Raw genomic sequence first — 14,234 nt, 5'->3', positions numbered from 1 at the left:
GACAGGGAGAACAGAGCATGAGATTTGTTATTGTGACAGGAATGAGTGGAGCAGGAAAGGCAACGGCGCTTAAGACGCTTGAGGATGCCGGATTTTTCTGTGTTGATAATCTGCCTATCCAGCTTATAAAAAGATTTGCCGAGATCGCTTATGATGAGCAGATCCAGGTGGATGATGTTGCTATCAGTGTTGATATCAGAAGTGGAAGGGCTTTGTCACAGCTCAATTCGTGCCTGGCGGATATCAGAAGAGAGGGTATGAATTATGAGATCCTGTTCATTGAGTGTTCCAATGCAACTCTGGTAAAGCGTTATAAAGAGACTAGAAGAAACCATCCTCTTTCGGTCAAGGGTGGGCGAATAATAGATGGAATAAACAAGGAGCGTGAGCTTATTGGCTTCCTCAAGGAGGAGGCTGATTATATAATCGATACTACCAACCTCCTTGTGAGAGAGTTTAAGGCGGAGCTTGACAAGATATTTGTGCAGAATGAGGAGTATTCGAATTTCATAATTACGGTCATGTCATTTGGCTTTAAGTATGGAATACCGAGGGATTCTGATATAGTTCAGGATGTGAGATTTCTGCCTAATCCGTACTATGACCTTGAACTCAGGGAGAAAACGGGAAACGACAAAGAGATACAGGACTATGTTATGAACTGCAAGGAGGGCCCTGAGTATCTGGAAAAGTTTATAGATCTGATAACATTTTTGATACCGAATTATATCAAGGAAGGCAAAAATCAGTTGGTCATTTCCATCGGCTGCACAGGCGGAAAACACAGATCCGTCACGATAGCCAATGCTGTCTATGCCCGTTTGCAGAAGTCAAAGTATACAGTGAGGATAGTTCACAGGGATATTTTGAAGGATTCAATAGTCAAGAAGTTGTAGCATGTAATAACAGATAGTATAGCAGGTGGAATATGTCATTTTCTTCAGACGTTAAGATGGAGCTGGCAGGGAATGTCCCGGGAGCGAGGCATTGTCAGATAGCTGAGCTGGCTGCGATGATCTCAATGGTGGCATATGTGAGATATTGGGCTGGCAGACCGGCCGGGCTGGTGATAGTTACAGAGAGAAGTGTTATCGCAAAGGAGATAGCTTCCCTGATAAAGAGGCTGTTCAGATATATTCCGGACTCAAGTGTAAGAAGAACCGGAGCTGACAGCAGAGTATACAGGATGGAGATCAATTCTCCGGAGATTGTCAATACGATACTGATGACCTTGAAGATAGAAAATGAACATGAGTGTGAAGGACTGATACAGTGTCAGCTCATGAAGGTCAGCAGGATGGATGTTCAGCAGGATTGCTGCAGAAGAGCATATATAAAAGGAGTGTTCATGACCTCGGGATCAATCAGTGATCCGAACAAGGGATACCACATGGAGGTGGTGTGCGAGAACGAGGGAAGGGCACAGTTCATACAGGAGATAATAAACGGATTTGGTGTGGAAGCCCGCATAATACAGCGGAAGAAATACTACGTCGTCTATCTGAAGGATGGAGAGATGATAGTTGATATGTTGGGAATAATGGGGGCACACATATCCTTGATGAATATGGAGAACATAAGGATCAGGAAGGATATCCGTAACAATATCAACCGCAGGGTCAACTGTGAGGCCGCAAACCTCAACAAGACCGTGAGCGCTGCTGTAAAGCAGATGAATGACATTAATTACATAATAGAGACAAAGGGCATAGGATATCTGCCCGATAACCTTCAGGAGCTGGCGCTTGCCAGACTGGAGAATGAGGATGCTTCCCTTAAGGAGCTTGGTGAGATGATGACGCCGCCGATCGGTAAGTCGGGGGTTAATCATAGATTAAGAAAAATAAGTGAAATCGCAGAAGAAATGCGGGGCTGTTGATGAGCCCAAGGAGGATGTAATGATCGAAAAGACAGTTGTTGTATCAATGATGGGAGAGGCAGAGGAAAGACCTGTTGCAGTTCTTGTACAGATTGCAAGTCAGTATGACAGCAAGGTTCACCTTGTTACCGGAGATAAGAGAATCAATGCTAAGAGCATTATGGGTATGATGAGCATGAACTTCGAGAATGGCAGTGAGCTCACTATAGTTGCAGACGGTGCTGACGAAGAGGCAGCAGTCAATGCACTTTCAGAATATCTGACAAAAAACAATAAGTAATTTGGATGATTTATTGCACCTCGGATGTGTATGTGGTAAAATAAATTTATCAATGGACATTTGTCGGAGGAACAGGATATGGGATTTTTTGACGGATTATTAAAGAAGATACCATTCGTATCCAGATTTTCCAAAAAGAAGGAACCGGTCAACAATGTGGAGCTCCAGTTCAACAAGGCCATGAACCTTATGGACAACGGAGATGCTGAGGAATCAGTAAACATACTTGAACAGGTTGCAGACATAGGAATAATGGATGCGCAGTATAAGTCATATGGGGATGATGCTCTTCTTGCACTTGCAGAGTTCTATGAGAAGGGAAAGTACCGCAACGCAGTTGTGGATGTGGATCTGAATAAAGCTACCAAGTATTACGAGAAGTATGTGAATCAGAACCATGACGGCGATGTTATATTCAAGCTTGCCAAGATGCTTCTGGAGGTTCAGAACTTCTCAAAGGCAATCAAGTATTATGAGCTTGCAGCCACAGATTACGGTATAAAGGCAGCGTATATGAGCCTCGGCTCAATATACGAGAGCGGACTTAACAGAGTGGATGAGTACGGCAACAAGAGTGATTATGTCGTGCCTATCGATCTGGACAAGGCCATGATGTGGTACAAGAAGCTTGCTGATACCGGTGATGCCAAGGCAAAGGCTTCATACGAGAGAGTTGAGTACATGAGTACCCATGGTGACAGCCTTGAGTTCGAGGAGAAGGACAAGCTGTACACGGATATAGCAGAGGCCAGAAAGGCAAAGGGAAAGGAGCCGCGTTACAAGGTTATCGAGGCTTCAAGACTTCAGTATCAGTACACATATGTACATGATCAGGTTGAGGGATTCATCCACAAGCTTCCAAAGGGCTGGGTGAAGACGATCAACGAGTCGACAGGCGAGGAGTATTACGCACCAAGTCTTACATATAAGGATTTTGCAATGTATGTATATTATGACAGTGTGCCAAAGGATTCAAAGATGACTCTTGAGAACTACCTGAGATACTGTAACGATGCGTTTGACGAAGAGCTGCAGCTCAAGGCGTATGTCACAGAGTATGCAGATGGAATATGTACGACTTACTATCACAAGGACATGGAGAAGGGAATCGTGTCATTTGCCTTCTATCATGGACGTAGACTGGCATGTATGAGATTCGTATGTGCTACTATGGAGATCATAGAGCAGTACGAGGAGATCATATTTGAGACAGCCAACTCATTTGCGTTTGTAGATCCTACACTGGCCAGTGACCACAGTGCCAACAGAAAGGATATGCAGTATTATAACGAGGCTATATACTGCTACTACCTTGAGGATTATGAGGGTGCCATGAGAGCCGCAAAGCAGGCTCTTAAGCTTGGAAGCATAAAGGCAAGTTACCTTCTGATAGAGCTGTACTACGATGAGGACAGCCCGTACAGGGATGTTGAGAAGACTATAAGCTATGCAAAGCAGTTGTTTGAGGCGACTAAGGATCCTGAGCTTGCATTCCTTCTTGGAATCGTATACGACCAGCAGCTCAAGGATTATGTGAAGGCAGTTAACTGGTATGAGAATGCAGAGCGTCTTGGACACAAGAGAGTTGCATTCTATCTTGGAAGAATATATTATTACGGTCTGCTCAGAACGAAGAGAGACGGAGGCAAGGCACTGTCTTACTTCAAGAAGGCCAGAGAGAACGGTATTCAGGAGGCTGAGGGCTATATCAAGGATCTTGAGGATCTCAAGGGAGAGGACCTTCAGACAGCCGTTGAGAAGTGGGAGCGTGCAGTGGAGGCCGGAAGCGAGTCAGCGGCTATCAAGATAGCCATGATGAAGCAGAGACAGATTTTCTACATTGCAACACCATATGAGATTGAGAAGGCTTATCTTGAGGCACTTGGTCTTGGAAGCGCCCGTGCCGGATATGAGCTCGGAAGAATCTATCAGGTACAGGAGAAGCAGGATAACTACAGGGGCGAAATCAAGAGTATCAAGTATTTCGAGAAGGCGTTCAATGCGAACTTCGATGACTGGGATAAGGAGAACCTGTTCAAGGTCATCAATTACAAGGTTGAGAAGGGCCTGGCAAACGACGAGGCCATCAAGTTGTACATAGAGAATGCAAGTATGGGATATGTTCCGGCTATAGAGAAACTTATCGGACTTGTGCCTACAACTACCCAGCAGATATGGAGCCTGTATGACGCTCTTATCGATCTTGCTGAGACTGGTGATGAGTCAGCGATAGTTGCCATGAACAAGCTGGAGATGAACTATGTAGACCTCATACTCAGAGAGCCGGCCAAGGGACAGAAGGTTGTGGAGAACAAGTTCTTCAGACTCTGTGTTCCAAAGGAGTGTAACTCAGTCATCAACGATGACGGCGGTACTATCAAGATGGCTGATTCAGTCGTTGAGTTTGCAGTTGCTGAGATGCCTGTCAATGCTACGGCAGAGCAGGATTACCTGAAGATCTACAAGCTGATAGTTTCAGAGTATCTGCCTGATGAGAATGCGGATGTGATCATTGCAAACTCAAGAATGATCGGATCTGCAATAAGGGCTTCAAAGGATAACGTACATACATTCAGCATCCTTCTGATAAGCTCCAAGAACCAGTACATATTCAAGCTGAGTTCCAAGGACAGGCGTCAGATGATGCAGTTCAAGGATGTCGTAGTTGCAATAGCCAAGTCTCTTGTTGAGACAGGTGAGATCTACAAGGCGACAGAGGAGGGCAAGAAGAACATCGGTCTTGCATTCCTGCTGAAGGCTAATGAGAGTGGATTCCTGTCGATCGGCAAAGGCGAGTAATACAACAGGATATCAATTAGATCAGAATGATCCCGGAGGACATATCTCCTCCGGGTTTTTTACCCCATAGGGATAGAGAAAGGGAGCATATTATGCCGGGACTTAACAAGAGAGAGCTCACGAGCAAGCCTTTGAGAATGGATTCCAGAATGGCGAGGGATTTGGAGAGATTATCTGATTATACCGGTTATTCTCAGAATGAGATCATTCTCATGTCCATAAAGAAATATCTCTTTGAAAATCGTGGGTATTTCCTGCGGGATATGGTTGAGGAGAAATGCCTTTTGCGCATTGAGAAGGAAGTAAGGATCATGCGTGGAGAGACCCATCTGAAGTATGGAGACATGACGGTGGATGTGGTGAAGTCAGAGAATGCAAATGGTAATATCAACTTATATGTAGCGACTATAAGACTTCGTAATAAGCTTGGAGAGATATTCTATGAGGATGTACAGGAGCTGGATATGTCGGGAAAAGACTGGGAATATTATAAGGAGTTCCTGTATGAGGTTGTGATGAAGTATATGGATATCGATGAACCAGCACTTAAGACGTATTTCAGGGAAAAATTCCTGTATGAATAGTATAAAGTGATAAAAAATCAGAGAGTGCAATGATATGGGTTTAACTATTTACATTGCAAATTTTTAGTGGTATCCTATAATAGATTTGGAAAAAGTGGTCGAATCGAGGTGAGATGCTTGTTTAGAAATGTTATGAATGACCTTGCAACATGGTATGAGACCGGAGCGGATAAGATTGCAGTTGTCCGTGGTGGCAAGTTTGTTGGCAAGACATGGGCTGTGGCTGATTTTGCCATGGGATTTTTTGAGGATCATATAATAATAGATATGGACAAGTATCCGGACTTTGCCGCATATGCAGCAAAGGAGAGGAGACCGGAGAAGCTTCATGCCAAGCTTACAACGTCGCTTGACAAGTATGATTTCAAGGATAAGCTTCTTATATTTGACAATGCGCAGAACTGTGTGGGACTGCTCGGCAACCTTGTTGAGTACAGCAGATATAATACTGACTGCAGGATCTGTGTCATTGCGACATCCTGTGGACCAATCCCGGGAGAGGAAGAGTGCCAGGATGACATATGCGTATATGAGATGATGCCTATGAACTTTGAGGAATTCCTGAAAGCGGGAAAGGGCAGAAAGCTCTGTGCATTTATAGAGAACCAGAAGATCACACCGATGCCGGATGAGGTCAGGGACAGCGTCCAGACAATGCTTGAGACTTTCTTCGTGACCGGAGGAATGCCGGAGGCGGTGGATGAATATTATAAGACAGGAGATCTCAGAAGAGTTGATGTGGTTTTGAAGTCTATACTTGACAGAACTACTGAATATCTGATAAACTCCACTCCGAAGAGATATCTTACCAAGGTCATGGCGATATGGAACAGTATTCCGGTTCAGCTTACCAAGGAGAACAAGAAGTTCATGTATGGATACGTTGATCCGAAGGCCCGTGCCAGGGAGTACGAGGCGTCAGTTGATCAGATCGTCAGGATGGGCGTTGTGCGTCAGGTGTACAGAGTCAGGAATGGAGTGCTTCCTCTGGCAAACCAGAAGGATGACAAGTCATTTGAGCTGTATCATCTTGATCATGGTCTGCTCAGGGTCATGGCTGGTATTCTGGTTCAGGATATTGACACAGATAATGTTCTTGATATGATGGATGGAGTTATAGCAGAGCAGTACGCTCTTGCAGAGCTGTATGTGAACAGGAGTATCGGTGATCTGTATTTCTGGATCTCATCGGCCACAGCGAAGGTTGATTTCGTGTATGAGGGCGATGGAGAGGTCATTCCAGTGGATGTTCAGACAAGTCCGCACACCAAGGCCCAGAGCTCCAGAGTATTCAAACAGAGATATGACAATCAGACTTCAGTGAGGATATCTACAGATGACATGTTTGTCGATAAAGGATTGGTAAATATACCGCTATATGGTATCTGGTGTTTCTAACCGATAGCGTATGGTAGTAATTTATAGATGCCGAAATAGCTCAGTTGGTAGAGCAACGCATTCGTAATGCGTGGGTCGAGGGTTCGAGTCCCTTTTTCGGCTTCAATATTGAGGAAGGCTGCCTGCAAAAGTTTTTGCGGCAGCCTTTTGTACTCAGTGGGAAAGGACGGGATGATATGGATGCTCCAAAATGGTACAGACATTTGAAAACCATAAACAGACATAAGAGAATGGTCATGCATAACTGCTTTAAGTGCGGATTATACTGGCAGGGGCTTGTGCACGATCTGTCAAAGTATTCGTGGACTGAGTTCTCAGTCGGGGCAAAGTATTATCAGGGAACAAGAAGCCCGAATGATGCGGAGCGCGAGAGCAAGGGGTATTCAAGCGCATGGCTGCACCACAAGGGAAGAAACAAGCACCATCTGGAATACTGGGTAGACTACAGTGTTGACAGGAACTGTGTGGAGCTGGTGGGAATGCGCATGCCGGAGAAGTACGTTGTGGAGATGTTCTGCGACAGGGTGGCTGCCAGCAAGAATTATAATGGTGATAAGTATACGGATTCATTTCCGCTTGAGTATTATCTGAGGGGCAGATCCAGACATCATCTGCACCCTGAATCGGCGGATCTGCTGGAGGACATGCTAACGACTCTGGCTGAGAAGGGCGAAGATTATACATTTGACTATATAAGGCGGGAGATACTGCATAACAAATAAGGAGGAGACATATGGAGTTTACACATCTGCATGTGCATACAGGCTACAGTCTGCTGGACGGTGCGGCGAAGATAGACGGACTTGTGCGCAGGGCAAAGGAACTGGGATATGATTCCCTCGCAATAACGGATCACGGCGTCATGTACGGTGTTATAGAGTTCTATGAGACTTGTCTCAGAGAGGGGATAAAACCTATTCTCGGATGTGAGGTGTATGTCAGTCCGGGATCACGATTTGACAGGGAAGTTGGAAAGGGTGATGACAGATATTATCACCTCGTCCTTCTGGCGGAGAATGATCTGGGATATCACAATCTGTCCAAGATCGTGACCAGAGGATTTACCGAGGGCTTTTACTATAAGCCGAGGATCGATATGGAGGTGCTGGAGAAGTACCATGAGGGAATTATAGCGCTCAGCGCCTGTCTTGCCGGTGAGGTTGCGACAAAGCTTAGAAAGGGCGACTATGACGGTGCGAAGGAGACTGCGATAAGATACAGGAATATATTTGGCGAGGAAAACTATTTTCTGGAGATGCAGGATCACGGAATACCTGAGCAGGCAACTGTGAATGCGGGGATCATGCGTCTGTCAAAGGAACTGGGTATCCCTATGGTCGTGACAAATGATTCGCACTACATCTATGCCGAGGACTGGGAGGCACATGATGTTCTCCTGTGTATACAGACTAACCACAAGGTTCAGGACGAGAACAGAATGCGCTATGAGGGAGGTCAGTTCTACCTCAAATCAAAGGAGGAGATGGCTGAGCTGTTCCCATATGCCCTGGAGGCTCTGGAGAATACACATAAGATCGCAGAGCGGTGTAATGTGAATATCGTATTTGGCGAGCAGAAGGTTCCGAGATTCGATGTGCCGGAGGGATATACCGCGGAGGAATATCTGGATCATCTGGTATATGAGGGTATGGAGAAAAAGTACGGACTTACATATGAGGAGTCCGGTAAGATGGCCGAGGGAACCCACGGCTACGAGGTCAGACAGAGAATAGATTATGAGCTGTCTGTCATAAAGAGCATGGGATTTGTGGATTATTTCCTGATAGTGTGGGATTTCATTCATTTTGCAAAATCGCAGGGAATCGCAGTTGGACCTGGAAGAGGTTCGGCGGTTGGCAGTGTGGTTGCTTACTGTCTGGACATAACGACAATTGAGCCTTTGCAGTACAACCTTCTCTTCGAGAGATTCCTGAACCCGGAGCGAGTATCCATGCCGGATATTGATATAGATTTCTGTTATATCAGACGTCAGGAGGTTATCGACTACTGTGTAAGGAAATATGGCGAGGAGTGCGTGACACAGATAATAGCATATCAGACCATGGGCGCAAGAAACGTCATAAGAGACGTTGGAAGAGCCATGGATCTCCCGTATGCGGTGTGTGATTCCCTTGCAAAGGCAATACCTGCAGAGAAGGATATGACTATAGATATAGCACTCAAGACGAGCAAGGATTTCAGGGATATGTACGAGGGCTCGGACGAGATCAAGAAGCTTGTGGATATAGCCAGAAAGCTTGAGGGACTCCCTAGAAATGCAGGAATGCATGCGGCGGGAGTGGTTATAGGCCGTGAAGCCATAGAGGAGTACGCGCCTTTGTCAGTCGGAGCCGAGGGCGCGGTGGTAACCCAGTTTGAGAAGAACACGGTGGAGCATCTGGGAATGCTCAAGATGGACTTCCTGGGACTCCGTACGGCGACTGTTGTGCAGGATACAGTCAAGCTGGTCAAGCAGACAACAGGCAAGGATATAGACATAGACAATATAGATTACGATGATCCGAATATACTTGGACTCATGGGACAGGGAAAGACCGAGGGTATGTTCCAGCTCGAAAGTGAGGGCATGAGAAACTTCATGATGAAGCTGAAGCCGCAGAGTCTGGACGATGTAATTGCCGGTGTTGCTCTGTTTAGACCGGGTCCTATGCAGTTCATAGACGACTACATCAGGGGCAAGGAGAACCGTGAGCTGGTTCACTATGATACCCCTGAGCTTGAGGAGATACTTGAGCCGACTTACGGATGTATCATTTACCAGGAGCAGGTAATGCAGATCGTTATGAAGCTGGCGGGCTATACGCTGGGAAGAAGTGACCTTGTGCGCCGAGCCATGGCGAAGAAGAAGCCTGAGGAGATGGAGAAGGAGCGTCATAACTTTGTGTACGGCAACAAGGAGCTCAATGTTCCGGGATGTGTGGCAAATGGAATCTCGGAGACCGTGGCAAATAAGATATTTGACGAGATGATGAAGTTCGCGGAGTACGCATTTAACAAGTCCCACTCCGTGGCATATGCGGTACTTGCGGCGCAGACAGCGTACCTGAAGTATTACTATCCGGTGGAGTTCATGGCTGCGCTGATGTCATCGGTAATTGACAACAATGGCAAGGTTGCAAAGTATATAAGCGTGTGCAAGCAGATGGGTGTTGAGGTGCTCCCTCCGGATATAAATGAGGGAGTGGCAAAGTTCTCCATAAGCAACGGCAAGATAAGATACGGCCTCTCCGGTATCAAGAGTGTCGGAGGCGCTGTTGTCGACAGGATAGAGGCGGAGAGAACCAAGAATGGACCGTTTAAGGATCTCAGGAATTTCCTCACAAGGATGCCTTCAAAGGATACAAATAAGAAAACTGTGGAAGCTCTGATACTCAGCGGTGCATTTGATGATATGGGAGCAAACAGAAAGCAGATGATGATGGCTCTTCCGGCCATAGCGGAGGAAGCAGCAAGGGAGAGAAAGAGCAGGGAGTCCGGGCAGATGTCTCTGTTTGACCTGATGGGAGACGATTTTGTGCAGAGCAATCTTGTACCTTACCCTGATGTGGAGGAGTATTCGGATCAGGAGAAGCTGGCGCTTGAGAAGTCTGTGCTCGGAGTGTATATATCGGGACATCCGCTTGGCAAATATATCGAGCTTATGCAGAGAACATGCACGGCTCAGGCGACGGATTTCGTGGTGGACACCGAGGATGACGATGAGATGAGCCGGGATCAGGGTGACGGAGATGGACAGAAGCTTCAGGACAATGCAATGTATGTCATCGGCGGACTCATATCAAGGGTGACGGTGAAGCTCACCAAGAACAATCAGAATATGGCGTATGTGACGATAGAGGATCTGGTTGGACAGGTTGAGGTTATAGTATTCCCGAGGGATTTCGAGAAGTTCAGGGACAGACTTCTGGTGGATTCCAGAGTGTTTGTCAGGGGCAGGGCGAATCTCGGTGAGAAGGAAAACAAGCTCATATTGTCGGATATGATAAGCTTTGAGGAGGCAGAAGGTGGCAAGAGCTTTCAGTCGGGGAAGCCATGGAACAACAGACAGAAGCCTGTTCAGAGCAACAGCCAGCTCTGGGTATTGTTCGATGATGTGGACGAATACATGAAGAACGAGTCTGCATTTATGTCGATCCTTGAGGAGTACAAGGGCACATGTCCGGTGTACGTGCAGCTCAAGAAGTCCAGACAGGCGAAGAATATGGGCCGGGGATTCTGTGTGGATGAGAATTCCGGCGTGGTGTACGCGCTCCAGATGGAATACGGCAAAGACAGGGTATTGCTCAGAAAAGTGTGACAGAAATACCGCAAAAGGAGAAAAAAGTGGAAGTAATTACAGCAAACAGTAATCCGAGGATAAAAGAACTTAATAAGCTGAACAAGGATGCAAAGCTCAGAAAGGACAGAGACGTGTTCGTGGTCGAGGGGATACGCATGTTCAGGGAGCTTCCGCTTCAGAATGTTCAGGAGGTGTATCTGTCGGAGAGTGCGCTTAAGGAATACAGGGATGAATTCAAGAGCATGGGTGTGCTTGATGGCAGGAATACCTGGATACTCAGCGATGGAGTGTTCGCAGGGGTGTCACAGACCAAGACTCCACAGGGGTGTATGGCTGTGGTGAAATGCATGCATTATCAGCTTGATTCCGTGCTCGGCAGGAATGACAGAGAGACATTTCTTGTGCTGGATACGCTCCAGGATCCCGGAAATATGGGAACTATATTCAGAAGCGCAGAGGCAGCAGGTGTGACCGCCGTGCTTATAGGAAAAGGTTCATGCGATCCGTACAATCCGAAGGTAGTCAGATCGACGATGGGTGCCATATTCAGGGTGCCATTTGTCATGTGCGATGACCTGCCCGGGACCGTGGAGGAGCTGAGACGGTCAGGCGTTGTGGTGTACGGAGCACATCTGGACGGCGACGATCTCTACGACATAGGCTTCCCGGACAGGGTGGCGTTCCTCATAGGAAATGAGGGAAATGGCCTGACGGATGAGGTGGCGTGCAGAGCCGACAGACTTCTCAGGATTCCGATGGAGGGCAAAGTCGAATCGCTGAACGCTGCAATATCGGCGACTCTTTTGTCGTATGAGGTAATGAGACAGCGAAAGAGAGACCGACAAAACTAGATTAAACAAGACAGCATATTTTTGTACTGCGTGGCATAACTTTTAAAGTATGCAAAAGTTTGTTATAACGGAGGGAGAAAATATGACTGAAAAAACATTAAACAACAATCAGGTAGTGGTGGCAGGAGAGATAGCATCAGAGTTCGTGTTCAGCCACGAGATATTTGGCGAGGGCTTCTATATGGTGGATCTCATCGTCAGCAGACTCAGCGATGCTTACGATACTATTCCGCTCATGGTGTCTGACAGACTGTTCGATGTGAACGAATCCCACATAGGGGAGCGCATCATGGCAAAGGGACAGTTCAGGTCATACAACAAGCATGAGGAGACCAGAAACCGCCTTATACTGTCTGTGTTTGTGAGAGAGATCGAGACCATCGACGAGGATGATGCTGAGGAGGAGAACAGACCAAATCAGATCTATCTTGACGGTTACATATGTAAGGCACCTGTGTACAGGATGACGCCCCTTGGAAGGGAGATCGCGGATGTGCTGCTGGCGGTCAACAGAGCATACGGCAAGAGCGATTACATACCATGTATCTGCTGGGGCAGAAATGCGAGATTTGCCGGAAAACTCCAGGTAGGAGAGCATGTGGCCATCTGGGGAAGGATCCAGAGCAGGGAGTATCAGAAGCGTATCGACAATGACCAGGTGATCAGCAAGGTGGCATACGAGGTGTCTGTGAGCAAGATGGAATGTCTTGAATGATATTTCATAAGGAGGGGCCCACGTCAGTGGGAGGAACCCTTGTGAAGCACGCAGGCGCCGCGCAAAGCGCATAGGAATGCGCCTGCACAACATTTCATAAGGAGGGACCCACGTCAGTGGGAGGAATCCTTGTGAAGCACGCAGTAAAATATATGGTTGACATGGCCTGGATGCGGTGATATAGTAGCACTATCTAAGATTAAACTGAATACAATATAGTAGAGGCGCGGGATTAATGATTAAGCAGGCTGATGCATGTGGATGCAGAAGATGCCTGACGAAAGGGAAGACCGCCGAAGTGATGGATATTCCACAGGATCTGTTGCTGGTTGTGCAGTTAAGAACTGTATGACTGTCATCTGAGGATGGAGAGCTACTTGTAAGAATGAGATGTTTTTATGGGTTGGCTTTTTGCCAGCCCATTTTTATGCTATATTGTATCGACTATTTATTTTTAAGGAGGACGACAATATGTCAATTTTTACCGGTTCAGCAGTTGCACTTGTAACACCATTTCTTGAAAATGGAGATGTGGATTATGATAAGCTCAAGGAGCTCGTGGAGTTTCATATAGCACACAAGACGGATGCCATAGTTATCTGCGGAACAACAGGCGAGGCTTCAACACTGTCACACGAGGAGCATCTTGAGTGCGTGAAGAAGTGTGTAGAGTTCGCTGATCACAGAATAAAGGTAATAGCAGGAACAGGTTCAAACTGTACTGCAACAGCAATATATCTCTCAACAGAGGCAGAGAGCTACGGAGTGGACGGTCTGCTCGTGGTTACACCATATTACAACAAGGCTACACAGAAGGGCCTCATCGCACACTTCACAGCCGTTGCAAATTCAGTAAATGTGCCTATAATCCTTTACAATGTGCCATCACGTACAGGCTGCAATATCCAGCCGGAGACAGCAGTATATCTTGCACAGAACGTTGAGAACATTGTCGGTATCAAGGAAGCTTCAGGTAATATAAGCCAGGTCGTAAAGCTTGCAAGTCTTTCAAAGGGATGCATAGATATCTACTCAGGAAATGACGATCAGGTTGTACCTCTTCTCTCACTTGGCGGAAAGGGAGTTATCTCAGTAACAGCCAATATAATCCCTGAGGACGTACACGATATGGTTCAGAAATATCTTGACGGAGATGTTCAGGGAAGCCTTGATCTTCAGCTTAGGGCCATCGACCTCTGCAACGCACTGTTCTGCGAGGTCAATCCAATACCTGTCAAGAAGGCTGTAGAGCTTCTTGGTATGTGTGATGGAACAATGAGAATGCCGCTCACTGAGATGGAGCCACAGAACGTGGAGAAGCTCAAGAAGGCAATGGAAGAGTACGGAGTTCTCTAGGACTGTAATTATCATAGAAACAATACAGATGTCTGCGGTCTCAACTGGCTGCAGACATTTTTATTTGCCGAG

General features: G+C 46.6%; 11 protein-coding genes, 1 tRNA gene and 1 riboswitch. All 12 genes read left to right on the top strand.

Features of this window, described 5'->3' with window-relative positions:
* Positions 1 to 17 precede the first annotated feature (17 nt).
* The 12 genes from rapZ (at position 18) to dapA (ending at position 14,162) form a co-directional block, all read left to right on the top strand.
* Positions 18 to 896, top strand: coding sequence for an RNase adapter RapZ (gene rapZ, locus ABUA31_RS04010; protein WP_015533288.1), 879 nt, complete (start codon positions 18 to 20; stop codon positions 894 to 896).
* 32 nt (positions 897 to 928) lie between these two features.
* Entirely contained in the window at positions 929 to 1,879 is a 951-nt protein-coding gene (gene whiA, locus ABUA31_RS04005) for a DNA-binding protein WhiA (protein WP_015533287.1), read from the top strand.
* Between the two features lie 19 nt (positions 1,880 to 1,898).
* A complete protein-coding gene (locus ABUA31_RS04000) occupies positions 1,899 to 2,159 on the top strand; it encodes an HPr family phosphocarrier protein (RefSeq protein ID WP_015533286.1) in 261 nt (86 codons plus the stop codon).
* Positions 2,160 to 2,237: 78 nt separating this feature from the next.
* Complete coding sequence (locus ABUA31_RS03995) at positions 2,238 to 4,958, top strand: tetratricopeptide repeat protein (protein WP_015533285.1); 2,721 nt, start codon at positions 2,238 to 2,240, stop codon at positions 4,956 to 4,958.
* 92 nt (positions 4,959 to 5,050) lie between these two features.
* On the top strand, positions 5,051 to 5,542 hold the full coding sequence (locus ABUA31_RS03990; RefSeq protein ID WP_015533284.1) for a hypothetical protein: 492 nt from the start codon (positions 5,051 to 5,053) through the stop codon (positions 5,540 to 5,542).
* 117 nt (positions 5,543 to 5,659) lie between these two features.
* Positions 5,660 to 6,940, top strand: coding sequence for a DUF8612 domain-containing protein (locus ABUA31_RS03985; RefSeq protein ID WP_022216601.1), 1,281 nt, complete (start codon positions 5,660 to 5,662; stop codon positions 6,938 to 6,940).
* A gap of 29 nt (positions 6,941 to 6,969) precedes the next feature.
* Positions 6,970 to 7,042 (top strand) — tRNA-Thr (locus tag ABUA31_RS03980).
* Between the two features lie 74 nt (positions 7,043 to 7,116).
* Positions 7,117 to 7,662, top strand: a complete 546-nt coding sequence (locus tag ABUA31_RS03975) for a DUF5662 family protein (protein WP_015533282.1) — start codon at positions 7,117 to 7,119, stop codon at positions 7,660 to 7,662.
* Positions 7,663 to 7,673: 11 nt separating this feature from the next.
* Entirely contained in the window at positions 7,674 to 11,258 is a 3,585-nt protein-coding gene (locus ABUA31_RS03970) for a DNA polymerase III subunit alpha (RefSeq protein ID WP_349818427.1), read from the top strand.
* A 26-nt stretch (positions 11,259 to 11,284) separates the two neighbouring features.
* Positions 11,285 to 12,091: a TrmH family RNA methyltransferase gene (locus tag ABUA31_RS03965; RefSeq protein WP_022216600.1), complete on the top strand. Its 807-nt coding sequence runs from the start codon at positions 11,285 to 11,287 to the stop codon at positions 12,089 to 12,091.
* 82 nt (positions 12,092 to 12,173) lie between these two features.
* Positions 12,174 to 12,806: a single-stranded DNA-binding protein gene (locus tag ABUA31_RS03960; protein ID WP_015533280.1), complete on the top strand. Its 633-nt coding sequence runs from the start codon at positions 12,174 to 12,176 to the stop codon at positions 12,804 to 12,806.
* 211 nt (positions 12,807 to 13,017) lie between these two features.
* Positions 13,018 to 13,190: riboswitch (Lysine riboswitch) on the top strand.
* A gap of 87 nt (positions 13,191 to 13,277) precedes the next feature.
* Positions 13,278 to 14,162 (top strand): 4-hydroxy-tetrahydrodipicolinate synthase, encoded by an 885-nt coding sequence (dapA, locus tag ABUA31_RS03955; RefSeq protein ID WP_349818428.1) that lies wholly within the window; start codon positions 13,278 to 13,280, stop codon positions 14,160 to 14,162.
* Positions 14,163 to 14,234 lie beyond the last annotated feature (72 nt).

This window comes from Coprococcus sp. RTP31081st1_H1_RTP31081_211007 (assembly GCF_040227275.1).
Lineage (GTDB): Bacteria > Bacillota > Clostridia > Lachnospirales > Lachnospiraceae > Coprococcus > Coprococcus aceti.
The sequence above is the reverse complement of the archived record's forward strand: the minus strand, read 5'-3'. Positions and strand labels throughout refer to the sequence as shown.